Source organism: Actibacterium sp. XHP0104 (assembly GCF_025751515.1).
Taxonomy (GTDB): Bacteria; Pseudomonadota; Alphaproteobacteria; order Rhodobacterales; family Rhodobacteraceae; genus Actibacterium_D.
Window position 1 is genome coordinate 444,581 of record NZ_JAOWLE010000001.1, and the last position, 22,865, is coordinate 467,445.

A 22,865-nucleotide genomic window follows, 5' to 3' on the forward strand; every position below is an offset into this window, starting at 1 on the left:
CGGGGTCATAGGCAGCGCGCGCCACAAGATCAAGCAATAGCCGCGCGGACGTGACGGGAAAGGGGGGCGCATTTCCCCAAGGCATTGGGTAAGATCGCCAAAACCGGTGCCCACCCGCGATTCGTGCGGGGCATCAGACAAAAACCAAGACCTGGACAGGCAGAGATGAGCGATATCAACGATTTTGAGCACCGCATCACCGCCGCGCTAGAGCGAATCGGAAAAGGCATTGCCACCATCGCCCCCGGTGGGGCCGGTGGCGATCAGGTGGCACAGCTGACGGCCGCGCTGGCCGATGAGAAAAACGCCAATGCCCAACTGGAAGAGCGCGTGCGCGCAATCCAGGAAAAGCAGGACAAGCACCTTGCCCAGCTCGAGGCCCGGCTGACCAAGCTGAGCGCCCGTGCCGAGGCCGCCGAGCGCGAGATCGACCGCATGCGCCGCGTCAACGCCGAGTTGCGCGCCAGCAATGCCGCCCTGCGCGAGGCCAATGCCGGCGGGCTGGGCGACGACAGCCTGATCAATCAGGCCATGCAGGCCGAACTGGACGCCCTGCGCGCCGTGCGCGACAGCGACCGCGCCGAGCTGGACCAGATCCTGGCCGAACTGACCCCCCTTGTTCAGGGAGAGACCCATGCCTGACGTTCAGATTCACATTGGCGGCCGCACCTTCGAGGTGTCGTGCCAGCCCGGCGAAGAGGCTTATCTGCGCTCGGCCGCGGGGCTGTTGGATGCCGAGGCCTCGGTTCTGGTCGAACAGATCGGGCGTCTGCCCGAGGCGCGGATGCTGTTGATGGCAGGGCTGATGCTGGCCGACCGCACCGCCGGGCTTGAGGAAAAGCTGCGCCGCTCCGACGAGGAAAAGCAGGCGCTTGAGGCACAGCTGTCTGCGCTGCAATCGGCCCCGGCCGAGCGCGTCGAGGTGCCGGTCATTCCGCAGGCCGTGCGTGAAACCATGGCCGAGCTGGCCGCCCGCGCCGAGGCGCTGGCCGATGCGGTCGAGGACAAGCTGAGCGCCTGACGCCGCTGCCCCCCGAAAAACACAAAGCCCGCCCCGGATGACCGGCGCGGGCTTTTTCATGCGGTGAGGGGCGCGATCAGGCGTTCGCTTGGCGAATCTTGTCGGCCGCTTCCTTGTTGTAGGCAATGCCGTTGTCATCAAACAGCTGGTCCAGCTCGCCCGAGAGGGTCATCTCGGTAACGATGTCGCAGCCGCCGACGAATTCGCCTTTGACGTAAAGCTGCGGGATGGTCGGCCAGTCGCTGAATTCCTTGATGCCCTGACGGACCGCCTCATCGGCCAGAACGTTCACATCGGCAAAGTTCACGCCCATGTAGTTCAGCACGCCAGCCACGCGCGAGGAAAACCCGCACTGCGGCATTTCCTTGGTGCCCTTCATGTAGAGGACGACGTCATTGCTGGTGATCGTGTCCTGAATAATGTCTTTAGCATCAGCCATGTGCGGCTCCTTTTTGATGTTTCAGCCGGGCGCCTTGGTGGTCAGGGCCAGGGCATGGATTTCGCCCTGGGCGCCGTCCATCTTGCCTTTCAGCGCCTTCATTACCGCCCGCTGCTGCTGCACCCGGTTCATACCGCGAAAGCTTTCGTCGATGACCATGGCCGAGAAATGCACGCCGTCATCGCCCTGCACCTCGATCTGTGCATCGGGAAAGGATTGACGGATCAGGTGTTCGATCTCGGTGGCGGTCATTGGCATGTCGGGTGATCCCTGTGTTGGTCTTGGCCTAAATCTAGGTGAGCCACGCCCGGCGCACAAGCACCGGGCGCAAGTGGCCTTAGGCGATGGCTGCGGCAAAAGCGCCGCGATAGGTGTCACGCAGCTGGGCCAGCGGCGCCTCGGAGGCGCCATAGCGTATCGCGTCACCGCCGAACTTGCCCACGGTCGTGACCGGCACACCGGCCTGACCGGCGGCGGCGATCAGCGCCTCGGCTTGATCAAAGTTGCAGGCCAGCAGGTAGCGCGCCTGGTCTTCGCCAAACAGGGTGGGGGTGTCGTCGGCATCCAGCGTGACGCCCACGTTGCCGGCCTCGGCCATCTCGAAGGCGGCCAGTGCCAGCCCGCCATCGCCCAGGTCGGTGCAGGCGCCGATCAGCGCGGCATTGGCGCGGATGAAATCACCGTTGCGGCGTTCCACGTCCAGATCGACATGCGGGGCGTCGCCGTCTTCGCGGCCGAACATCTCGGCCAGCAGGGCCGACTGGCCCAGGTGACCGGCGGTGTCACCGACCAGCAGCGCGATCTGGCCGTCCTGCGCCACGCCGGCGATCAGGTCGTCCTGGCTGGCCAGCAGGCCCACGGCGCCGATGGTGGGGGTGGGCAGGATGCCCTTGCCGTCGGTTTCGTTATACAGCGACACGTTGCCCGACACGATCGGCATGTCCAGCGCGGCCACGGCGGCGCCGATGCCTTTGATGGCGCCGACGAACTGGCCCATGATCTCGGGCTTTTCGGGGTTGCCGAAGTTCAGGTTGTCGGTGGTGGCCAGCGGCTTGGCGCCGACGGCGGTCAGGTTGCGATAGGCCTCGGCCACGGCCTGTTTGCCGCCCTCGAAGGGGTTGGCTTTGACGTAGCGCGGGGTGACGTCGCTGGTAAAGGCCACGGCCTTGTCGGTGCCATGCACGCGCACGACGCCGGCGCCCAGGCCGGGGGTGCGGATCGTGTCGGCCATCACCTGGGTGTCGTATTGCTCATAGACCCACTGTTTCGCGCCGTAGTTCGGGCTGCCGATCAGGGCGCGCAGGCCCTCAATGGCGTCGATGGCGGGCACGTCGGCCAGCGGCGCGGCGGCCGGGGTTTCCACCCAGGGACGGTCATACTCGGGGGCCGAGGACGACAGTTTCGACAGCGGCAGGTCGGCCTTGCAGTCGCCGTTATGCATGATCAGGAAGCGGTCTTCGGCGATGGTTTCGCCGACGATGGCGAAATCGAGATCCCATTTGTCAAAGATCGCGCGGGCCTCGGCCTCTTTCTCGGGCTTGAGCACCATGAGCATGCGCTCCTGGCTTTCCGAGAGCATCATCTCATAGGCGGTCATGTGGGTTTCGCGCTGGGGCACGTTTTCCAGGTCAAGCCGGATGCCCAGGTGGCCCTTGTCGCCCATTTCTACGGCCGAACAGGTCAGGCCCGCGGCGCCCATATCCTGAATCGAGATCACCGCGCCCGAGGCCATCAGCTCAAGCGTGGCTTCCATCAGGCGTTTTTCGGTGAAAGGGTCGCCGACCTGAACGGTGGGGCGCTTTTCCTCGATCGTGTCGTCGAATTCGGCGCTGGCCATGGTGGCGCCGCCGACGCCGTCGCGGCCGGTCTTGGCACCCAGATAGACAACGGGCATGCCGACGCCCGAGGCGGCGCAGTAGAAGATGCTGTCGGTATTGATCAGGCCCGCCGCAAAGGCGTTGACCAGGCAGTTGCCGTTATAGGCCGGGTGGAACCGCACCTCGCCGCCCACGGTGGGCACGCCGAAACAGTTGCCATAGCCGCCGATGCCCTCGACCACACCGTTGACCAGCTGGCGGGTCTTGGGGTGGGAGGTTTCGCCGAACGACAGCGAGTTCATCGCCGCGATCGGGCGGGCGCCCATGGTGAACACGTCGCGCAGGATGCCGCCGACGCCGGTGGCCGCGCCCTGGTAGGGCTCGATATACGAGGGGTGGTTGTGGCTTTCCATCTTGAACACCACCGCCTGACCGTCGCCGATATCGACGATGCCGGCGTTTTCACCGGGGCCACAGATGACCTGCGGGCCCTCGGTGGGCAGGGTGCGCAGCCATTTCTTGGACGACTTGTAGGAACAGTGTTCGTTCCACATCGCCGAGAAGATGCCCAGTTCGGTAAAGGTGGGTTCGCGGTTCAGCAGCCGCAGGATCTCGGCATATTCATCGGGCTTGAGGCCGTGTGCGGCAATCAGCTCTTCGGTGATCTGCGGTTCTTCCATGTTGTCCCCCTGGGCCGAAAACTGGCGTTCTCATAGGACATGGCGGCGCGATGGGAAAGGGGGCGCGCGGGTCAAACGGGCGGTTCGGGGCGATTTGTTTGTAATTTCATGCAGGCCGGCCGGTTCGAGCCGGAAATGTTGCAGTTGCAATAACACGCAATAATTGTGCGGCGGGGTGGGGCCAGCGCCTGCATTTTGCGCATCATGCGGTGGTGGGGCGATTTCTTGCGTGTCGTCGCTTGAAGAAACCTGACAGGAAAACAAAGATTTACGGGCAGGGGATGCGCGAAAAAAAAGGCCGAGACAAAGCTCGGCCAAAGTCCAACAGGGAGGTAAAGACCAGCGGGTCAACCGCTGCCTTCACAGCCCAAATAAGTTGCGCAGAGATTCCCTTCAAGAAAAAAATGCCGCAAGTGCAGCATGGCCGCTATGCCTGTTGCGCATATCTCACATCTTGGCTGCTTCTTTTTTGCGGCGGCGGTGCTCGAAGATCTCTTCGGTGACGAAATCGCGGAAGGCGGCAATGCGCTTGGAATGGCGCAGTTCCTCGGGATAGGCGAGGAAGGCGGGCACCTCGTTGCTTTCGATCTCGGGCAGGACGCGCACCAGATCGGGGAAGTCCTCGGTCAGATAGTCGGGCAGCACCCCGATGCCGAGATTGTTGATCACGCCCTGAAGGATGCCAAAGTAGTTGTTCACCGACAGAACCGAAGCAACCTCATGGCTCATCAGTTCCTGCGCCAGGGCGGCACCGGCGGCGACCTGGGCGGCGCGCGGGTTCTGGCAGATCAGACGGTGGGCCTTGAGATCCTCGACCGTGGTGGGTGTGCCATGGGTCTCCAGGTAGGACCGCGAGGCATAAAGCCGGATCCGCACCGTCATCAGGCGCTTGCGGATCAGGTCGGCCTGGCTGGGCTCTTTCATGCGGATGGCGACATCGGCCTCGCGCATGGGCAGGTCAAGCAGGCGTTCCTCAAGCATCAGGTCGATTTTCAGATCGGGGTATTTCTCGTAGAACTTGGGCAGGCGCGGGGCCAGCCACAGCGTGCCAAAGCCCAGCGTGGTGGTGACGCGCAGCTCGCCCACCATTTCCTCTTCGCTGTCACGGATGCGGGCCTCGGCGGCCTCGAGGCATTTGGTCATGGCGACGGTGGCGTCGAACAGCAATTCGCCCTGTTCGGTGAGAATCAGTCCGCGGGCATGGCGGTGGAAAAGGGTGGTGTTCAGGCTTTCTTCGAGCGCGCGAATCTGGCGGGACACCGCCGATTGCGACAGGTGCAGCACGTCGCCCGCATGGGTCAGACTGCCGGCATCCGCCACCGCGTGAAATATTCTGAGCTTATCCCAGTCCATGTTGCAATACTCGCAATGCTGCCATGCGTTTACGGTAAGATAACTAGGTGCCCAAATACTCGTTTGCAAATGAAGACTTATCAAAAATTGATTTTGTAGGTCAGGTTTTTTGACCTATTATGGGACAAAGTCACATTGGCATGGGGAGATGCGCGATGAGCAGGCAGGACGTCACACTACACGACAAGTACGATCTGGATAAGGATCGGGTGCTGCTGAACGGCACTCAGGCCTTGGTGCGATTGATGCTGATGCAAAAGGCCCGCGACCGCGCGGCGGGGCTGAACACGGCGGGCTATGTGTCGGGCTATCGCGGCTCGCCGCTGGGGGCTGTCGATATCCAGATGACCAAGGCCCGCTCTGATCTCGAGGCCAATGACATCATCTTTCAGCCCGGCATGAACGAGGATCTGGCCGCCACCGCGATCTGGGGCACCCAGCAGGCCGAGCTGCGCGGCGAGGGCAAGTTCGATGGCGTATTCGGCCTGTGGTATGGCAAGGGGCCGGGCGTCGACCGCACCGGCGACGTGATGCGCCATGCCAACATGGCCGGCACCTCGCAATATGGCGGCGTGCTGATGGCGATGGGGGATGACCATACCGGCGAAAGCTCGACCACATGCCATCAGTCCGACTGGGCGCTGGTCGATGTCTACATGCCGGTGCTGTCGCCGGCGGGGGTGCAAGAGATCCTCGATTACGGGCTCTATGGCTTTGCCCTGTCGCGCTATGCCGGGGTCTGGGCCGGGCTGAAGGTGATGAAAGACACGATCGAGGTGACATCGGTCGTCAATGCCCGCGTGCCGGACACGCCCTTTGTCATTCCCGATCTCAAACTGCCCGCCGACGGGCTGAACATCCGGCTGGGGGATCACTGGATTCCGCAAGAGGCGCGGCTGCATGATTACAAGAGGTTCGCCGCAGAAGCCTTTGCAAGAGCTAATAAAATCGACAAACGTGTCTGGGGGCGTTCGGGCGCCAAGATCGGCCTTGTGGCTGCCGGAAAGAACTGGCTCGATCTGACCCATGCGCTGGCGCTGATGGGCATCGACGCGGCCGAGGCCGAGCGCCTGGGCCTGACCACCTACAAGGTCGGGCAGACCTGGCCGCTGGACATGACCAGCTTTCACGACTGGGCCGAGGGTCTGGATCTGATCATCGTGGTCGAGGAAAAGCGCAAGCTGATCGAGGTTCAGGTCAAAGAGGCCATCTTTGACGACCGGCAGGGCCGGCGTGTCTATGGCTGGAAAGACGGCGAGGGCAACGACCTGTTCCCGACCCGTTTCGCGCTGAACCCGGTGATGATCGCGCGCAAGTTGGGCGATATCCTGATTCAAGAGGGCCGCGGCACCGAGGCGGTCAAGGCCGCGATGCAGCGGCTAGAGGCCGCCGAGAAGGCCGAGAACGCCGAGGAAGTGGCGGCGCGGATTCCGTATTTCTGTTCGGGCTGCCCGCATAACACCTCGACCAAGCTGCCGCAGGGCTCGCGCGCCTATGCCGGTATCGGCTGTCACATCATGGCGCTGTGGATGGATCGCGAGACCTCGGGCTATACCCATATGGGGGGCGAGGGGGCGAACTGGATCGGCGAGGGAGTGTTCTCGAACACCGATCACGTGTTCCAGAACCTGGGCGATGGCACCTATAACCACTCGGGCCTGATGGCGATCCGGGCGGCCCATGCCGCGGGCACCAACATCACCTACAAGATCCTGTTCAACGATGCCGTCGCCATGACCGGCGGTCAGGAAAACGAGGGCGATCTCAGCGCCGACCGCATCGCGCGGGAATTGCTGGCGATGGGCCTCAAGGACGTGTTCGTCGTCTACGACCCCAAGGAAGAGCCCGAGCGCAAGATGTTTCCGCAGGGCCTGTCCTGGCATGAGCGCGATCAGCTGATGAGTGTTCAGGAAAAGTGTAAAAAGATCAAAGGTGTATCGGCTATTATTTACATCCAGACCTGCGCCGCCGAGAAACGCCGCCGGCGCAAGCGCGGCACCTTCCCCGATATCGACAAACGGGTGTTCATCAACACCGATGTCTGTGAGGGCTGCGGCGATTGCGGGGTGCAGTCGAACTGCGTGTCGATCATTCCGGTCGAGACCGAACTGGGCCGCAAACGCGCGATCGACCAGTCGAGCTGCAACAAGGATTTTTCCTGCGTGAACGGGTTCTGCCCGTCCTTTGTCACGCTCAAGGGCGCCGAGATCCGCAAAGAGGCCAGCGCCGAGATCGACCTTCCTCATCTGCCCGATCCGGTGTTGCCGGCCATCGACGGCACCTGGAACATCGTCGCCACCGGCGTAGGTGGCACGGGCGTTGTGACCGTGGGGGCCATTCTGGCCATGGCCGCGCATCTGGATGGCAAGGGCGTAGGCATGATGGAGATGGCCGGGCTGGCGCAAAAGGGCGGCGCGGTTCTGATCCATTGCCGCATCGCCAATGACCCCGCCGATATCAGCGCCATTCGCGTCGCCACGGGCGAGGCCGACGCGGTGATTGGCGGCGACCTGGTGGTCAGCGCCGGGGCGAAATCGCTGGGGCTGATGACCACGGGGCGCACCGGCGCGGTGGTCAACAGCCACGAAATCATCACCGGCGCCTTTACCCGCGACCCCGAGTTCCGCCTGCCGACGGGCCGGATGCACCTGGCGCTCGAGGCGCGGCTGAAGGACGGGTTAAGCCTGTTCGACGCGTCCGAACTGTCGCGCGTGCTGATGGGCGACACGATCTATTCCAACATGATGGTGCTGGGCGCGGCCTGGCAGCGGGGTCTGGTGCCGCTGGGCCATGACGCGCTGATCCGCGCGATTGAGCTGAACGGCGCCGCCGCCGAGCGCAACAAGCGCGCGTTTGAAATCGGCCGCTGGGCGATCGCTCACCCGACCGAGGCCGCGCGCCTGATCGACGGGCCGGGGCAAGAGGCGCCGCTTAGCCTGGACGAACGCATCAGCATCCGCGCCGATCACCTGACCGCCTATCAGGGCCGGGGGCTGGCGCGCAAATACCTACGCCTGGTCGAGCGGGCCGAGGACGAGGAACTGCGCGAGGCGATCGCCAAGGGCTATCACAAGCTCTTGGCTTATAAGGATGAATACGAGGTCGCGCGGCTGCATCTGGAAACCCATGCCAAGGCGCAAGAGGAATTCGGCGGCGATTTCGAGATGACCTTTCACCTGGCGCCGCCGATCTGGTCGAAAACCGGCGCCGATGGCCGGCCGCAAAAGCGCGAGTTCGGGCCTTGGGTGCTGCGGCTCTTTCGGGGGCTGGCGCGGCTCAAGCGGCTGCGCGGCACGCCGCTGGATGTGTTCGGCTATAGCGCCGAGCGCAAGATGGAACGCGGCCTGATCAAGCAGTATGAGCGCGACATCGAACGGGTGCTGCTGGCGCCAGCGGGGGCGCGCGAGGCGGCGCTGGCGCTGGCCGAGCTGCCGCTGTCGATCCGGGGCTTTGGGCCGGTCAAAGAGGCGAATGCCGACAAGGCCGCGAAACGGCGCGAGGAACTGTTGGCGGTGATCGCCGCCGGTGGCCCCGAGATACGCAAGGCCGCCGAATAGCGCAGATGGCTTATGGATTTCCGCCCTAAAGCACCGTAAAGGTTTGCCTTACCGCCCGGCTGGCGCAAGAATGGCCACCGGGGGCAGGAGGCAGGCTATGGCAGTTGGTGTATTCGATTCTGGTTTGGGCGGGCTGACCGTTCTGGATGCCGTGTCCAAGCGGCTGCCGGACGTGCCATTTGTCTATTTCGGGGATAACGCCCATGCGCCTTACGGGGTGCGGGATGCCGATGACGTGTACAACCTGACCACGGCGGCCGTTGAACGGCTGTGGGAGGCGGGCTGTGATCTGGTGATTCTGGCCTGTAACACCGCCTCGGCCGCCGCGCTGAAGCGGATGCAGGAAAGCTGGGTGCCCAAGGACAAGCGGGTGCTGGGCGTGTTCGTGCCGCTGATCGAGGCCCTGACCGAACGCCACTGGGGCGACAACAGCCCTCCGCGCGAGGTTGCCGCGAAACATGTGGCGCTGTTCGCCACGCCCGCGACCGTGGCCAGTCGCGCGTTTCAGCGTGAACTGGCGTTTCGGGCCGTGGGCGTCGATGTCGAGGCACAGCCCTGTGGCGGCGTGGTCGACGCGATCGAGCAGGGCGACGAAATTCTGGCCGAAGCCATGGTGCGCAGCCATGTCGAGGCGCTGCTGCGCCGCATGCCGCACCCGGATGCCGCCATTCTGGGCTGCACCCATTACCCGCTGATGCAGCATATCTTTCAGGATGCGCTGGGGGACGGGGTCAAGGTGTTCTCGCAGGCCAATCTGGTGGCCGAAAGCCTGGCCGACTATCTGGAGCGCCACCCCGACATGCTGGGCAGTGGCACGGACTCGATGTTCCTGACCACGGGCGACCCCAAGAAAGTGTCGAACAAGGCCACGCAGTTCCTGAAGCGACGCATCGAATTTCAGGCCGCCTGATTGCAGGCGGGGCCGTGATGGCCTAAATCCCAGTTAAACCACCGCAAAGGGCATGACATGACCCATAAAATCGCCGTTCTTGGCGCTTCGGGCTATACCGGGGCCGAACTTGTCAGGCTGATCGCCACCCATCCGTCGATGGAAATCGTCGCGCTGTCGGCTGACCGAAAGGCCGGGATGGAGATGGGTGATGTGTTCCCGCATCTGCGTCATATGAAATTGCCGAAACTGGCGACGATCGAGGATATCGATTTCGCGGGCGTCGATCTGGTGTTCTGCGCGCTGCCGCACGGGCTGAGCCAGGCCATCGTCAAGGACCTGCCCAAGACCGTCAAGGTCGTCGATATGGGCGCCGATTTCCGGCTGCGCGACCCGGCGGATTACGAGAAATGGTATGGCCGCCCGCATGACGCGCCCGAGATCCAGCCCGAGGCCGTCTATGGCCTGTCCGAGTTTTATCGCGACGACATCCGTAAGGCGCGGCTGGTTGCGGGCACGGGCTGTAACGCGGCGACGGTGCAGTTTGCGCTGCGCCCGGTGATCGAGGCCGGGTTGATCGACCTTGATCAGATCGTCTGCGATCTGAAGAACGGCATTTCCGGCGCGGGCCGCAGCCTGAAGGAAAACATGCTTTATGCCGAGCGCTCGCAGGATGTGCTGGGCTATTCGGCAGGCGGCAAGCACCGGCATCTGGGCGAGTTCGACCAGGAATTCAGCCTGCTGGCGGGCCGCAAGGTGGAAATCATCTTTACCCCGCATCTGGTACCGGCCAACCGGGGCATTCTGGCGACCTGCTATGTGCAGGGCGACGCGCAGGCTATCCATGCCGCGCTGGCCGCGCGTTATGCGGATGAGCCGTTCATCGTGACGCTGCCCTTTGGCGAGCTGCCCGGAATGTCGCATGTTCAGGGCTCGAATTTCTGCCATATTGGCGTGGTTGGCGACCGGGTGTCGGGGCGCGCGATCATCGTGTCGACGCTGGACAACCTGAACAAGGGCTCGTCGGGCCAGGCGATGCAGAACGCCAACCTGATGCTGGGCGAGGATGAAACCGCGGGGCTGATGCTGGCCCCGGTCTTCCCGTAAGGAGTGGGCGCATGCGCGGGCTGAAGAAACAGCGGCGAATTCAGATCATCATCGTGGCCTTCGTGGCCCTGGCGATCAGCACCGGGCTGATCGGTTATGCCATGCGCGATGGGATCAACTTTTTCCGCTCGCCCACGCAAGTCGTCGAAGAGCCGCCCGCGCCCAGCGAGACCTTTCGCATCGGCGGGTTGGTCGAAGAGGGCAGCCTGATCCGCGGCCAGGGCGAGACCGTGCGCTTTTCGGTGACCGATGGCGGTGCTTCGGTGCCGGTGACCTATACCGGCGTTCTGCCCGACCTGTTTGGCGAAAACCAGGGCATGATCGGCACCGGCAAGCTGGTCGACGGGGTGTTCGTCGCCAACGAGATCCTGGCCAAGCATGACGAGACCTATATGCCGAAAGAGGTCGTCGACGCGCTGAAAGAGCAGGGCATCTACCAAGAGCCCGGCGATAGCTGACCGCCTGCGCACGCTCGGCCCCGACAATTTTAACAAAATGCCCAGCAGTATCCCCCGTGATCCAACAGTCACGGGGGTTTGCTTATGGTATCGGTTCAAGACATCGCCAAACAGATCGTCGCCCGCGAAGGCGGTTATGTGAATGACCCGGATGATCCGGGCGGGCCGACGAAATACGGGGTGACGCTGGCCACCCTGCGCCGTCTGGGGCTGGATATCACCGGTAATGGGCGCGTTGATACGCATGACCTGCGCCGGCTGACCCGCGACAAGGCAGCCGAGATATTCGTGCAGCACTACTTTCACCGTCCCGGTCTCGATGCTCTGCCCGAGATGCTGCAACCGCCGGTTTTCGACATGTATGTCAATGCGGGTGCCAATGCGGTGCGGGTGCTGCAACGGCTGCTCAATGACATGGGGCAGGGGCTGGTGGTGGATGGGGTGATCGGCCCGCGCACCGCCGCCGCCGCCCATTCGGCCGCCGAGGCCGCGCCGGGTCATCTTGTTGACGCCTATGGGATCGCCCGGCGAAATTATTACTATGCCCTCGGCGACCAGCGCCCGGCCAGCCGCAAATACGCAAAGCGCCGCGATGGCGGCAAGGGCGGCTGGATCACCCGGGCCGAGGAATTCATCGCGCCGCGCTATCATTTGTCGGCGGCCCAACATGCGGAACGGGTGGCGTCATGGGGTTGATCACACAGGTGATGGGGCTGTTGTTCGGCCCCGGCGGCAACATGGTGCGCGAGACGGCCGAGGTGTTTCGCGTGAATGCCGAGGCCTCGGACATGCGGGCGGCCGAGGTGCAGCAGGCGGTGCTGAAACAGTTCGCGGCCGAGTTCGCGCAGATGCGGCCGGGCCTCTTTGACCGGCTGATCGACGCGCTGAACCGCCTGCCGCGCCCGATGCTGGCGCTGGGCACGCTGGGGCTGTTCGTCTCGGCCATGTTCGACCCGATCTGGTTTGCCGCGCGAATGCAGGGCATCGCGCTGGTGCCCGAGCCGCTTTGGTGGCTGCTGGGCGCGATCATCAGCTTCTATTTCGGCGCGCGTCATCAGGCCAAGGGGCAGGAATTTCAGCGATCAGTCATGGAAACCATGGCCCGGGTGCCGGTGATGACGGGCAACCTGCGAACCCTGCGCCAGTTCGACTGGCAGGCCGAAAACGATCTGCCCGCGCCCCAGACCGGCCCCAACCCGGCGCTTGAGGATTGGAGGGCGGGCGCATGATGGCGATGATTCCGGCCATGGCGGCGCTGGTGTCGGGCCTTAGCGCGGTCACGCTGTTCGATATCGCCCAGCGGCGTAAACAGCGCGATGCGCTGTCGCTGGCGGTGCTGGCGGCGGGGGCGATGCTGGTGCTGCTGGCGCTTTAGCCACTTCACGCAAGCGTCACCGCGTCGCATTCGAAACCGGTGATTTGACCGTTGGCCTTGGCGCGGGTTCGCCATAGTATCCGCGCCATGATTGTAGAGCTTGGCCACTTTGCCCTTATCCTCGCCTTTGCCACTGCCATTGTGCAGATGGTGATCCCCTTGATCGGTGCCCATAAGGGCTGGCCGGGCTGGATGGCCGTGGCCGAGCCCGCCGCCAGCGCGCAATTCGTTCTGACTGCGGCCAGTTTCGCGGCGCTGACCTATGCGTTCGTAACCTCGGATTTCTCGTTGCAAATCGTGGTGGCGAACTCGCATACCGCGAAACCGATGCTCTACAAGGTGTCGGGCGTGTGGGGGAACCACGAGGGCTCGATGCTGTTGTGGGTGCTGATCCTGGCGCTGTTCGGGGCGATGGCCGCGTGGTTCGGCGGCAACCTGCCGCCTAGCCTGCGCGCGCGCGTTCTGGGGGTGCAGGCGGCGGTGGGTGTCGCGTTTTTCGCGTTCATCCTCTTCACCTCGAACCCGTTCACCCGCCTGGCGGTGCCGCCTTTTGACGGCAAGGATCTGAACCCGCTGCTGCAAGACCCCGGATTGGCCTTTCACCCGCCGTTCCTCTACCTGGGCTATGTTGGTCTAAGTCTTTGTTTTTCCTTCGCTGTTGCTGCGCTGATCGAGGGGCGGATTGATGCCGCCTGGGGGCGCTGGGTGCGGCCCTGGACGCTGCTCAGCTGGCTGTTTCTGTCGATCGGCATCGGGCTGGGGTCGTGGTGGGCCTATTACGAGCTGGGCTGGGGCGGTTTCTGGTTCTGGGATCCAGTTGAAAACGCGTCGTTCATGCCCTGGCTTTTGGCGGCGGCGCTGCTGCATTCGGCCATCGTCGTGGAAAAGCGCGAGTCGCTGAAAAGCTGGACGATCCTGCTGGCGATCATGGCGTTCAGCTTCTCGCTGATCGGCACGTTCATCGTGCGCTCGGGCGTGATCACCAGCGTGCATGCCTTTGCATCCGACCCCACGCGCGGGGTGTTCATCCTGGGCATTCTGGCGCTGTTCACGGGCGGGGCGCTGACGCTGTTTGCCGCACGGGCCGGCGCGATGCAGGCCAAGGGTGTGTTCGGCATGGTCAGCCGCGAAAGCGCGCTGGTGCTGAACAACATCCTGCTGGCGGTTGCGGCGCTTGTGGTTTTTGTCGGCACGATCTGGCCGCTGGTGGCCGAGATGGCCTTTGGCCGCAAGCTGTCGGTTGGCGCGCCGTTCTTTGACATGGCGTTCACGCCCTTCATGGTCATGCTGGCGCTGGTCCTGCCGATCGGGGCGATCATTCCGTGGAAGCGCGCGCGGCTGGGCCGTGCCGTGAAACAGCTGGCCCCGGCGCTGATGCTGGCGCTGGCGGTCGGGGCGCTGGTCTGGGCGATGCAGACCGGGCGTTCGGCGCTTGGGCCGGTGGGCATGTTCCTTGGCACCTGGCTGGTGACCGGGGCGGCGGTCGATCTGTTCACCCGCTCGGGGCGCGGCGCCTTTGGGGCGCGTCTGGGGCGCATCTGGCGCCTGCCGCGGGCCGACTGGGGCAAGGCCGTGGCCCATTCGGGGCTGGGCATCACCATGATGGGCATTGCCGGGCTGACCGCCTGGGAAGAAGAAGACATCCGCGTCACCCAACTGGGCGAGCGGTTCGAGGTCGGCGCCTGGGGCATCAGCCTGGATGAGGTCAACCGCGTGCAGGGGCCGAACTATTTCTCGACCACCGGCACCATGACCATCTGGAAGGGTGAGAATGCGCTTTACACCCTGCACCCGGAAAAACGCACCTATCCCGTGGCCAAGATGCCGACGACCGAGGCGGCGATTCACAACGGGTTCTGGCGCGATATCTACGTGGTGATCGGCGATCCGCAGGATGGCGGCGGCTGGGCCGTACGCACCTATATCAAGCCGCTGGCCAACTGGATCTGGGCCGGTACCATCATCATGGCCCTGGGCGGCTTGCTCAGCCTGTCGGACCGCCGCTACCGCGTGGCGGCCGGGGCGCGCAAATCGGCCCCCGATGCCGTGCCTGCGGAGTGACGCGATGAAACGCCTGATCCTAACCCTGTGCCTGATCCTGACCGCGCCGATGGCGCAGGCGGTTCTGCCCGATGAAATCCTGCCCGACCCGGCGATGGAGTCGCGGGCGCGCGAGATTTCGAAAGATCTGCGCTGTCTGGTCTGCCGGAATGAGAGCATCGACGATTCAAACGCCGAACTGGCGCGCGATCTGCGCCTTCTGGTGCGCGAACGGCTTGTGGCCGGTGACAGCAACGATCAGGTCGTTGATTTCGTGGTCGATCGCTACGGCGAATATGTGCTGCTCAAACCCACCGCCTCGGGGGCCAACCTGGTGCTGTGGATCGCGGGGCCGGCGATGCTGATCATCGCGCTGGGGATCGGGTTCGTCTATCTGCGCGGCCGTCGCCGGGCCGATGATAGCGCGCCCCAGGCCCTGTCGGATGACGAGGCCGCGCGGCTGAAGGAAATCATGGGCGAGTGACCCGGCGTTGCGCTTTCTGACGCAGCGCCGCCCGCCTATTCTGCCCGCAGGATCACCCAAGGAGACACCGTCATGGATTATGAGGCAATCACCTATGCGCTGACCGACGGTGTCGCGGTTCTGACGCTGAACCGCCCCGACAAGATGAATGCGCTGAACACCCAGATGCGCGCCGAGATTGCCCATGCGATGCGTGTCGCGGGCGACGAGGCGCGGGTGGTGGTGATCACCGGGGCCGGGCGGGCCTTTTGCGCGGGTCAGGATCTGGGCGATGGCGGCAATGCCGCGACGCTGAACATGGAACGCACCCTGCGCGACGAATACGAACCCATGCTGCGCCGGATCATGGATTGCCCGGTGCCCACCATCGCCGCCGTCAACGGCGCGGCGGCGGGGGCAGGGGCCAACCTGGCGCTGGCGGCGGATGTGGTCATCGCCTCCGAGGCCGCCAGTTTCACCCAGGCCTTTACCCGCATTGGCCTGATCCCCGATGCCGGTGGCACCTATTGGCTGCCGCGCCAGGTGGGCTTTGCCCGCGCCATGGGGGCCGCGCTATTCGCCGAGCCCGTCAGCGCCCATCAGGCGGTCGAATGGGGCATGATCTGGGAGGCCGTCGCGCCTGACGCCTTTGACGCCCATTGGCGCGCGCGCGCGGCCAAGCTGGCGCAGGGGCCAACCGTGGCCTATTCCAAGGTCAAAGAGGCCCTGCGCGCCAGCGGACAAAACGATCTGGAACAACAGCTTGCGCTCGAGGCGCGCCTGCAGGGCCATTGCGGCGCGACCCGCGATTTCAAAGAGGGTGTTCTGGCCTTTCTGGAAAAGCGCGCCGCGCAGTTCGAGGGCCGCTAGTCTCACGTCAAAATGACACGCGCCGCGCCGCTTTCGCCCTATACTGGGTGAAAGGAGGCCGCCGATGCGCGCGTTGACACTTGCGATCTTGCTGACTTGGTACGGCCTGTCCGCATGGGCCGCGCCCCGGCAGTATGTGCTGGACGCGCCGCGGTCGCTGGTCGTCTTCACCTGGTTTCTGGGCGATGACCCGGTGCGCGGGTCAATGTCGGTGCGCCAGGCCGATCTGCAGATCGATTTTGACCAGGTTGCCAATTCGACGATCGATGTGGCTCTGGATGCGACGCAGGCGCAGGCCGGGTTTGCCTTTGCCACCCAGGCGATGAAGGGCCCCAAGATCCTGCGCGTGGCCGATTACCCCGATATCACCTTTCGCAGCACCCGCATCCGCCCCGAAGGGCAGGGCGCCGTGGTCGAGGGCGAGCTGACCATCCGTGGCATCAGCCGCCCGGTTACCTTTACCGCCCAGCTCTACCGCCAGCGCGATACCCAGCCGGGCGATCTCAGTCGGCTCAGCGTGTTGCTGAAAGGCGCGGTCAGCCGGTCCGAATTCGGCGCGACCGGTTGGAGCGACATGGCCGGCGACCGCGTGGAATTCGAGGTTCTGGCCCGTATCGAGCGGGCCCGCTGAGATGGGCGTGCGCAACAGGGCCGACGGGTTTGGCTGGGTCAGCCGCACGATCCACTGGCTGATGGCGGCGGGCATCATCGGGGCGCTGATCCTGGGCACGGTGATTGCCGACATGAAGGTCAACCTCTCCAACCTGTGGCTGTTCGGCCTGCATAAAAGCGCTGGCATCGCCTTGCTGGCGCTGTTCGTGCTGCGGCTGGGCTGGCATCGACTGACGCCGCCACCTGCGCCCATCGCCGAGGGCACGCCTGAGTGGCAGCTTGCGCTGGCGGCGGGGGTGCATCGGGGGCTGTATCTGCTGATGGGGCTGGTGCCCCTGACCGGCTGGGCGGCCAGCGGGGCAAGCGGTCTGGATGTGGTCGTGTTCGGGGGCGTGACCCTGCCGCCGCTGGCCCCGGTGTCAGAGGCCTGGGAAAAGGGTCTGTTCGCGCTGCACTGGGGGCTGACACGCCTGTTGATCGGGTTGCTTGCGTTGCATGTGGCCGGGGCGCTTTACCGGCATTTCATCAAACGCGACCGCAGCCTGCGCCGGATCATCGGCGGCTGAGGCGCATGAAAAAGGCCACCCCGCGGGGTGGCCTGATCCTGTTGCGATCCGGGATGCGGATCAGCGGGTCTCGATTTCGGTGTAATCGCGCATGGCGTGACCGGTATAAAGCTGACGCGGACGGCCGATTTTCAGGCCCGGCTCCGAGATCATCTCTTTCCACTGGCTGACCCAGCCGACGGTGCGCGACAGCGCAAAGATCGGGGTGAACATCGAGGTCGGGAAGCCCATGGCCTCGAGGATGATGCCCGAATAGAAGTCGACGTTCGGGAACAGCTTCTTCTCGGCGAAATACGGATCTTCCAGCGCCTGGCGCTCCAGCTCCTTGGCGACTTGCAGGGTCGGGTTGTTCTCGACGCCCAGCAGGTCCAGCACTTCGTCGGCCGACTGTTTCATCACCTTGGCGCGCGGGTCAAAGTTCTTGTACACGCGGTGGCCAAAGCCCATCAGGCGGAACGGATCGTTCTTGTCCTTGGCGCGGGCGATGAACTCGGGAATGCGATCAACACTGCCGATGGTGCGCAGCATTTCCAGGCAGGCCTGGTTGGCGCCGCCATGGGCCGGACCCCACAGGCAGGCGATGCCGGCGGCGATCGACGCGAACGGGTTGGCACCCGAGGACGAGGCCAGGCGAACGGTCGAGGTCGAGGCGTTCTGCTCGTGGTCGGCATGCAGGGTAAAGATGCGATCCATGGCGCGGCTGAGGATCGGGTCGACCTTGTATTCCTCGCAGGGCACGGCGAAGCACATGCTGAGGAAGTTCGAGGCGTAATCCAGATCGTTGCGCGGATACACGAAGGGCTGACCGACGGTGTATTTATAGGCCATCGCGGCGATGGTCGGCATCTTGGCGATCAGGCGGATCGTGGCGACCTCGCGCTGCCAGGGGTCCGAAATATCGGTCGAGTCGTGATAGAAGGCCGACATCGCGCCGACCACGCCGACCATGACGGCCATCGGGTGCGCGTCGCGGCGGAAGCCCGAGAAGAACTTGTGGATCTGCTCGTGCACCATGGTGTGGCGGGTGATACGGCTTTCGAAATCTTCGAGTTGCGCGGCGGACGGCAGTTCCCCGTAAAGCAGCAGGTAGCAGACTTCCAGGTAGTGCGACTTTTCGGCCAGTTGGTCGATCGGATAGCCGCGGTGCAGCAGCTCGCCTTTTTCACCGTCGATGAAGGTGATGGTCGATTCACAGGACGAAGTCGAGGTAAAGCCCGGGTCGTGGGTAAACACACCGCCTTGACCATACAGTTTGCTGATGTCGATCACGTCAGGCCCCGCGGTGGGGGTGTACATCGGCAGCTCAAGCGTTTTATCGCCGATGGTCAGCGTGGCGGTCTTGGTGCTTTCAGGCATTCTCGTCCCTCTCTGAGAGACCGGCAGCGCGCCGGTCGGTGACTAGCAGCTTTGCGGGGGGGCCCGCTTATGGCTTTACATCGGCGATCCGGGCCAAAGTCTCCTCCCGGCCGATGAGCAGCATCATATCGAATACGCTTGGCGATACTGTGCGTCCCGCCAAGGCGGCGCGCAAGGGTTGAGCGAGTTTTCCCAGCTTTACTCCCCGAGCTTCGGCAAACCCAGCAACCGTCTCTTCCAGCGCCTCACGCGACCAGCTAGCATTTTGCAATTCATGCGTCAATTCGTTCAGTATACCACGGGATACATTATCCAGCGCCTTGGCGGACTTTTCATCCGGTTCAAAGGGTCGCGAAGCCAGAATAAAGTGCGCTTTTTCAATAAGTTGAAAGAAAGATCGACTGCCCTGTTTGACCAGCGGCAGCGCCTTGGTCAAATCTTCTTTTTGACGCTCTGTCAGCGGGTTCAGCCCGGCAGAGGGCAGGAAAGCCTGCAATTCGGTCATCAGCAGAGAATCCTCTGCGGCGGCGATGTGCTGGCCCGACAGGTTTTCCAGTTTCTTGAAATCGAAACGCGCAGGTGATTTGCCGATTCCATCCAGCCCGAACCATTCGCGGGCCTGGGCATCGGTAAAGAATTCATCGTCGCCATGGCTCCAGCCCAGGCGGGCCAGGTAGTTGCGCATCGCGGCGGCCGGATAGCCCATGGCCTGGTATTCATCGACCCCCAGCGCGCCGTGGCGTTTCGACAGTTTCTTGCCGTCGGGGCCGTGGATCAGCGGGATATGCGCCCAGACCGGCACGTCCCAGCCCATCGCGTCATAGACCAGCTGCTGGCGCGCGGCATTGTTCAGGTGGTCATCGCCACGGATGGCGTGGGTCACGCCCATGTCATGGTCATCTACAACGACTGCCAGCATGTAGACCGGGGTGCCATCCGAACGTAACAGGATCATGTCGTCCAGCTGATCGTTTCGGATCGTGACATTGCCCTGCACCTGGTCGCGGATCACGGTCTCGCCGTCTTGCGGGGCCTTGATGCGGATCACATAGGGCGCGTCGGGATGGGTGGCCGGGTCGGCGTCGCGCCAGGGGCTGCGATAAAGGGTCGAGCGTTTCTCGGCCTGGGCGGCGTCGCGAAAGGCCTGGATTTCCTCTTGGGTCGCGAAACATTTATAGGCCTTGCCCTCGGCCAGCAGCTGATGCGCCACCTCGGCATGGCGGTCGGCGCGGGCGAACTGGCTGATCGGTTCGCCGTCCCAGTCAAGGCCCAGCCAGGTCAGGCCCTTCAGGATCGCCTCGGTCGCCTCGGGGGTAGACCGGGCGCGGTCGGTGTCCTCGATCCGCAGCAGGAACTTGCCGCCACGCCCGCGCGCGAACAGCCAGTTGAACAGCGCCGTGCGCGCCCCGCCGATATGCAGATAGCCGGTGGGCGAGGGGGCGAAGCGGGTGACGACCGGCGTGTCGGACATGGGGCGTTAACCTTCTGGAAACCAATTGCGGAATAGCGTTGGGGCCTGAGTAATCAATCGGGCGGGAGAGAACAAGCATGGCCCGCGCGCTAGAGGCCATCGAGGCGCAGAGAGGGCACCTTTTCCCGTGGGTTCCGGTTGGGCTTGCGCTGGGGATCGGGGCCTATTTCGCTTTGCCCTCCGAACCGGGCGGGGCGGCATGGGCCGTGCTGGCCTGTGCCTTGGCGGTCGGGATGCTGATCTGGCTGCGGGTGCCCGATAGCTGGGCGCCGCCGGTGCTGATGCTGGTGTTGATGCTGGCGGGGCTGGGGTTGGCGGGGTTGCGCACGGCGCAGGTGGGCGCGCCGGTGCTGCCTTACCGTATCCATGGCCCGGTCGAGGGGCGGATCGTCGCGATCGACCGGTCGCAATCCCACGCGCTGCGGCTGACGCTTGACCGGGTCTGGATCGGGCGCGTTGCCCCCGCAAAGACCCCGGCGCGCATCCGGGTGTCGCTGCACGCGCCGCCGGCGGGGTTCGACCCGGCGCCGGGGCAGGTGATCGGCCTGACCGCGATGCTGTCGCCGCCCCCCGGCCCGGCAGAGCCGGGCGGCTTCAGCTTTCGCCGCATGGCCTATTTCGACCGCCTGGGGGCGGTGGGTTATGCGCGGGTGCCGCCGGTTTTGCTGGACCGGGCCGAAGGCGGCGTGATCGTCGCGCTGCACCGGGCGCGGCTGGGGCTGTCAAAGGCGATCCGGGCGCGCCTGCCGGGCGATAAGGGTGCGTTTGCCGCGGCGATCCTGACCGGCGACCGGTCGGCCATCACTCAAGACACCGTGCAGGCGCTGCGCGACGCCAACATGGCGCATCTGTTGGCGATCTCGGGCCTGCATATGGGGCTGTTGACGGGGGTGGTCTTTTCCGGGCTTCGGATGCTGATGGCGTTGGTTCCGCCGCTGGCGCTGCACTGGCCAACGCGCAAGATCGCGGCCATCGGTGCGCTGGCGGCGGCGGTGGTCTACCTGGCGCTGTCGGGGGGCAACGTGGCGACACAACGCGCGTTCATCATGGTGGCGGTGATGCTGGGCGCCGTGCTGGCCGACCGCCGCGCGCTGACGCTGCGGGCGGTGGCGCTGGCGGCGGTGATCGTTCTGTGCCTGCAACCCGAAAGCCTGACCGAGCCCGGTTTTCAGATGTCCTTTGCCGCGACCACCGCGCTGGTGGCAGTGTTCGGTGCCCTGCGCGGCTGGCCCGAGGGGCGCTGGCAGCCGCCCCGCTGGATGCGGCCCGTTCTGGCGGTGGTGCTGTCCTCGGCCGTGGCCGGGGCGGCGACGGGGCCGATCGGGGCCGCGCATTTTAACCAGGTGGCGCAATACGGGCTGCTGGCCAACGTGGTCAGCGTGCCCTTGATGGGACTGTGGGTCATCCCGCTGGCGCTGATCGCCGGGCTGGTGGCGCCGCTTGGCCTGTCGGGGGTGGCGCTGACGGCGATGGGCTGGGGCATCGGCTGGATCCTGGGCGTGGCGCGCTGGGTTGCGGGGCTGGACGGCGCGACCTGGCCGGTTGTGGCGCCGGGGGGCTGGGTTCTGCCGCTGATGGCGCTGGGGGCGCTTTGGCTTATCCTGTGGCGCGGGTGGGCGCGTTGGTCAGGTCTGGCACCGGTTCTGGTGGCCGCCGCGCTTTGGCCCCTCGCCGAGCGCCCGGCCTTGCTGATCGCGGAAAGCGGCGGGCTGATGGGGGTGATGACGTCTGAGGGCCGGGCGCTCAGCAAGCCGCGTGGCGACGGGTTTGTCGCCGGTGTCTGGTTGGAAAATGACGGCGATGCGGCGGGGCAAGAGGCGGCATTCACGCGATACGCGCCGGAGCAGCCCTGGCACACCACGGTTGCGGGGCAAATATTCGTGCATCTGGGCGGGAGGGGCTGGCGCGACCAGGTGGCCCAGGCCTGCGCGTTAGGTGTGGTCGTCGCCCGCGCGACGCCCGAACAACCGTTGCCCGAGGGCTGTCAGTTCTGGGGGCCGCGCCAGATGGCGGCCAGCGGCGCGGTGGCAGTCTATCCGGGCGCCGATGGCCCCCGGATTGTCACGGCGCGGCAGCGCGAGGGCCGCCGGCCCTGGGTTCAATAGCTGCGGATCAGCCCCACAAGCCGGCCCTGCACCTTGACCTGGTCGGCGGGCAGAACACGGTCTTCATAGGCGGCATTCGCGGCCTCAAGCGCGATCATGTCGCCCCGGCGGCGAAACCGTTTCAGCGTCGCCTCATAGCCTTCGACCAGCGCGACGACGATATCGCCATTGTCGGCGGTGCCCTGTTCGCGGATCACCACGACGTCGCCGTCATTGATACCGGCCTCGATCATCGAGTCGCCCTTGACCTCAAGCGCATAGTGCCGGCCCTTGCCCGACAGCATGCTGCCCGGCACGGCAACCGTGTGCGAGACCTCGGAAATCGCCTCGATCGGGACACCGGCGGCGATACGGCCCATCACGGGCAGCTCCAGCGCATGCACCGCGTCGACCGGCATGGCCGAGGGCGGCGGCGGCGGGGGCGCGTCGCCTTCGATCACGCGCAGGGTCATACCCTTTTTCTCAAGCGCGTCGGGCAGCTTGACGATCTCGATCGCACGGGCGCGGTGGGCCAGGCGGCGGATAAAGCCGCGCTCTTCCAGCGCCGTGATCAGCCGGTGGATGCCCGATTTCGAGCGCAGATCCAGCGCCTCTTTCATTTCGTCGAACGAGGGCGGCACGCCGTCCTTTTGCAGCCGTCTATGAATGAACTCCAGCAATTCCAGTTGCTTACGGGTAAGCATCAA

General features: G+C 64.7%; 22 protein-coding genes. 15 read left to right on the forward strand and 7 right to left on the reverse strand.

The annotated features are described in order from the left end of the window. Window positions 1–165: 165 nt before the first annotated feature. On the forward strand, window positions 166–642 hold the full coding sequence (locus tag OE856_RS02275) for a hypothetical protein (RefSeq protein WP_263714424.1): 477 nt from the start codon (window positions 166–168) through the stop codon (window positions 640–642). Then, window positions 635–1,021 (forward strand): cell division protein ZapA, encoded by a 387-nt coding sequence (locus OE856_RS02280; RefSeq protein ID WP_263714425.1) that lies wholly within the window; start codon window positions 635–637, stop codon window positions 1,019–1,021. The genes OE856_RS02275 and OE856_RS02280 overlap by 8 nt, the downstream gene beginning before the upstream one ends. 76 nt (window positions 1,022–1,097) lie before the next feature. Here the strand turns inward: OE856_RS02280 and grxD are convergent, their stop codons facing one another. The 4 genes from grxD to OE856_RS02300 form a co-directional block, all read right to left on the reverse strand. Continuing rightward, the gene (grxD, locus tag OE856_RS02285) at window positions 1,098–1,460 is read right to left on the reverse strand and encodes a Grx4 family monothiol glutaredoxin (RefSeq protein WP_263714426.1); all 363 of its coding nucleotides are present in this window, start codon (window positions 1,458–1,460) and stop codon (window positions 1,098–1,100) included. 21 nt (window positions 1,461–1,481) lie between these two features. Continuing rightward, complete coding sequence (locus tag OE856_RS02290) at window positions 1,482–1,718, reverse strand: BolA/IbaG family iron-sulfur metabolism protein (RefSeq protein ID WP_263714427.1); 237 nt, start codon at window positions 1,716–1,718, stop codon at window positions 1,482–1,484. Between the two features lie 79 nt (window positions 1,719–1,797). Next, a complete protein-coding gene (gene purL, locus OE856_RS02295; protein WP_263714428.1) occupies window positions 1,798–3,957 on the reverse strand; it encodes a phosphoribosylformylglycinamidine synthase subunit PurL in 2,160 nt (719 codons plus the stop codon). A 447-nt stretch (window positions 3,958–4,404) separates the two neighbouring features. After that, the gene (locus OE856_RS02300; RefSeq protein WP_263714429.1) at window positions 4,405–5,310 is read right to left on the reverse strand and encodes a LysR family transcriptional regulator; all 906 of its coding nucleotides are present in this window, start codon (window positions 5,308–5,310) and stop codon (window positions 4,405–4,407) included. A 155-nt stretch (window positions 5,311–5,465) separates the two neighbouring features. On the opposite strand from OE856_RS02300, the gene OE856_RS02305 reads away from it, so the two are divergent. From OE856_RS02305 to OE856_RS02360, 12 genes are all read left to right on the forward strand, one after another. Next, complete coding sequence (locus OE856_RS02305; RefSeq protein ID WP_263714430.1) at window positions 5,466–8,867, forward strand: indolepyruvate ferredoxin oxidoreductase family protein; 3,402 nt, start codon at window positions 5,466–5,468, stop codon at window positions 8,865–8,867. Window positions 8,868–8,964: 97 nt separating this feature from the next. Further along, a complete protein-coding gene (gene murI, locus OE856_RS02310) occupies window positions 8,965–9,777 on the forward strand; it encodes a glutamate racemase (RefSeq protein WP_263714431.1) in 813 nt (270 codons plus the stop codon). Between the two features lie 57 nt (window positions 9,778–9,834). Continuing rightward, entirely contained in the window at window positions 9,835–10,863 is a 1,029-nt protein-coding gene (gene argC, locus OE856_RS02315; RefSeq protein WP_263714432.1) for an N-acetyl-gamma-glutamyl-phosphate reductase, read from the forward strand. Window positions 10,864–10,874: 11 nt separating this feature from the next. Continuing rightward, window positions 10,875–11,321 carry a cytochrome c maturation protein CcmE gene (gene ccmE, locus OE856_RS02320; RefSeq protein ID WP_263714433.1) on the forward strand — a complete coding sequence of 149 codons (447 nt, stop codon included), beginning with the start codon at window positions 10,875–10,877 and terminating at the stop codon, window positions 11,319–11,321. Window positions 11,322–11,405: 84 nt separating this feature from the next. After that, window positions 11,406–12,017 carry a holin-associated N-acetylmuramidase gene (locus OE856_RS02325; RefSeq protein WP_263714434.1) on the forward strand — a complete coding sequence of 204 codons (612 nt, stop codon included), beginning with the start codon at window positions 11,406–11,408 and terminating at the stop codon, window positions 12,015–12,017. Then, the gene (locus OE856_RS02330; protein WP_263714435.1) at window positions 12,008–12,550 is read left to right on the forward strand and encodes a holin family protein; all 543 of its coding nucleotides are present in this window, start codon (window positions 12,008–12,010) and stop codon (window positions 12,548–12,550) included. Before OE856_RS02325 ends, OE856_RS02330 begins: the two co-directional genes overlap by 10 nt. Then, window positions 12,547–12,696, forward strand: coding sequence for a hypothetical protein (locus OE856_RS02335; RefSeq protein WP_263714436.1), 150 nt, complete (start codon window positions 12,547–12,549; stop codon window positions 12,694–12,696). The genes OE856_RS02330 and OE856_RS02335 overlap by 4 nt, the downstream gene beginning before the upstream one ends. 87 nt (window positions 12,697–12,783) lie before the next feature. Continuing rightward, a complete protein-coding gene (locus OE856_RS02340) occupies window positions 12,784–14,757 on the forward strand; it encodes a heme lyase CcmF/NrfE family subunit (protein ID WP_263714437.1) in 1,974 nt (657 codons plus the stop codon). Between the two features lie 4 nt (window positions 14,758–14,761). Next, entirely contained in the window at window positions 14,762–15,220 is a 459-nt protein-coding gene (locus OE856_RS02345) for a cytochrome c-type biogenesis protein CcmH (protein ID WP_263714438.1), read from the forward strand. 72 nt (window positions 15,221–15,292) lie between these two features. Next, window positions 15,293–16,069 carry an enoyl-CoA hydratase-related protein gene (locus OE856_RS02350; RefSeq protein WP_263714439.1) on the forward strand — a complete coding sequence of 259 codons (777 nt, stop codon included), beginning with the start codon at window positions 15,293–15,295 and terminating at the stop codon, window positions 16,067–16,069. 64 nt (window positions 16,070–16,133) lie between these two features. Beyond that, the gene (locus tag OE856_RS02355) at window positions 16,134–16,700 is read left to right on the forward strand and encodes a YceI family protein (protein WP_263714440.1); all 567 of its coding nucleotides are present in this window, start codon (window positions 16,134–16,136) and stop codon (window positions 16,698–16,700) included. A gap of 7 nt (window positions 16,701–16,707) precedes the next feature. Next, on the forward strand, window positions 16,708–17,247 hold the full coding sequence (locus tag OE856_RS02360) for a cytochrome b (protein ID WP_263714441.1): 540 nt from the start codon (window positions 16,708–16,710) through the stop codon (window positions 17,245–17,247). Between the two features lie 60 nt (window positions 17,248–17,307). Here the strand turns inward: OE856_RS02360 and gltA are convergent, their stop codons facing one another. Continuing rightward, entirely contained in the window at window positions 17,308–18,603 is a 1,296-nt protein-coding gene (gene gltA / locus OE856_RS02365; RefSeq protein ID WP_263714442.1) for a citrate synthase, read from the reverse strand. Window positions 18,604–18,670: 67 nt separating this feature from the next. Then, the gene (gene gltX / locus OE856_RS02370) at window positions 18,671–20,074 is read right to left on the reverse strand and encodes a glutamate--tRNA ligase (RefSeq protein WP_263714443.1); all 1,404 of its coding nucleotides are present in this window, start codon (window positions 20,072–20,074) and stop codon (window positions 18,671–18,673) included. Window positions 20,075–20,151: 77 nt separating this feature from the next. Here gltX and OE856_RS02375 point away from each other — a divergent pair, with 77 nt between their 5' ends. Further along, a complete protein-coding gene (locus tag OE856_RS02375) occupies window positions 20,152–22,179 on the forward strand; it encodes a ComEC/Rec2 family competence protein (protein WP_263714444.1) in 2,028 nt (675 codons plus the stop codon). Here OE856_RS02375 and lexA read toward each other — a convergent pair. Continuing rightward, on the reverse strand, window positions 22,173–22,862 hold the full coding sequence (lexA, locus tag OE856_RS02380; protein ID WP_263714445.1) for a transcriptional repressor LexA: 690 nt from the start codon (window positions 22,860–22,862) through the stop codon (window positions 22,173–22,175). The genes OE856_RS02375 and lexA overlap by 7 nt on opposite strands. Between the last annotated feature and the right edge of the window lie 3 nt (window positions 22,863–22,865).

What these genes read in the sequence shown, in the direction of transcription:
- OE856_RS02275 (WP_263714424.1), top strand. Translation starts at nt 166, where the DNA reads ATGAGCGATATCAACGATTTTGAGCACCGCATCACCGCCGCGCTAGAG.
- OE856_RS02280 (WP_263714425.1), top strand. Translation starts at nt 635, where the DNA reads ATGCCTGACGTTCAGATTCACATTGGCGGCCGCACCTTCGAGGTGTCG.
- grxD (WP_263714426.1), bottom strand. Translation starts at nt 1,460, where the DNA reads ATGGCTGATGCTAAAGACATTATTCAGGACACGATCACCAGCAATGAC.
- OE856_RS02290 (WP_263714427.1), bottom strand. Translation starts at nt 1,718, where the DNA reads ATGCCAATGACCGCCACCGAGATCGAACACCTGATCCGTCAATCCTTT.
- purL (WP_263714428.1), bottom strand. Translation starts at nt 3,957, where the DNA reads ATGGAAGAACCGCAGATCACCGAAGAGCTGATTGCCGCACACGGCCTC.
- OE856_RS02300 (WP_263714429.1), bottom strand. Translation starts at nt 5,310, where the DNA reads ATGGACTGGGATAAGCTCAGAATATTTCACGCGGTGGCGGATGCCGGC.
- OE856_RS02305 (WP_263714430.1), top strand. Translation starts at nt 5,466, where the DNA reads ATGAGCAGGCAGGACGTCACACTACACGACAAGTACGATCTGGATAAG.
- murI (WP_263714431.1), top strand. Translation starts at nt 8,965, where the DNA reads ATGGCAGTTGGTGTATTCGATTCTGGTTTGGGCGGGCTGACCGTTCTG.
- argC (WP_263714432.1), top strand. Translation starts at nt 9,835, where the DNA reads ATGACCCATAAAATCGCCGTTCTTGGCGCTTCGGGCTATACCGGGGCC.
- ccmE (WP_263714433.1), top strand. Translation starts at nt 10,875, where the DNA reads ATGCGCGGGCTGAAGAAACAGCGGCGAATTCAGATCATCATCGTGGCC.
- OE856_RS02325 (WP_263714434.1), top strand. Translation starts at nt 11,406, where the DNA reads ATGGTATCGGTTCAAGACATCGCCAAACAGATCGTCGCCCGCGAAGGC.
- OE856_RS02330 (WP_263714435.1), top strand. Translation starts at nt 12,008, where the DNA reads ATGGGGTTGATCACACAGGTGATGGGGCTGTTGTTCGGCCCCGGCGGC.
- OE856_RS02335 (WP_263714436.1), top strand. Translation starts at nt 12,547, where the DNA reads ATGATGGCGATGATTCCGGCCATGGCGGCGCTGGTGTCGGGCCTTAGC.
- OE856_RS02340 (WP_263714437.1), top strand. Translation starts at nt 12,784, where the DNA reads ATGATTGTAGAGCTTGGCCACTTTGCCCTTATCCTCGCCTTTGCCACT.
- OE856_RS02345 (WP_263714438.1), top strand. Translation starts at nt 14,762, where the DNA reads ATGAAACGCCTGATCCTAACCCTGTGCCTGATCCTGACCGCGCCGATG.
- OE856_RS02350 (WP_263714439.1), top strand. Translation starts at nt 15,293, where the DNA reads ATGGATTATGAGGCAATCACCTATGCGCTGACCGACGGTGTCGCGGTT.
- OE856_RS02355 (WP_263714440.1), top strand. Translation starts at nt 16,134, where the DNA reads ATGCGCGCGTTGACACTTGCGATCTTGCTGACTTGGTACGGCCTGTCC.
- gltA (WP_263714442.1), bottom strand. Translation starts at nt 18,603, where the DNA reads ATGCCTGAAAGCACCAAGACCGCCACGCTGACCATCGGCGATAAAACG.
- gltX (WP_263714443.1), bottom strand. Translation starts at nt 20,074, where the DNA reads ATGTCCGACACGCCGGTCGTCACCCGCTTCGCCCCCTCGCCCACCGGC.
- OE856_RS02375 (WP_263714444.1), top strand. Translation starts at nt 20,152, where the DNA reads ATGGCCCGCGCGCTAGAGGCCATCGAGGCGCAGAGAGGGCACCTTTTC.
- lexA (WP_263714445.1), bottom strand. Translation starts at nt 22,862, where the DNA reads ATGCTTACCCGTAAGCAACTGGAATTGCTGGAGTTCATTCATAGACGG.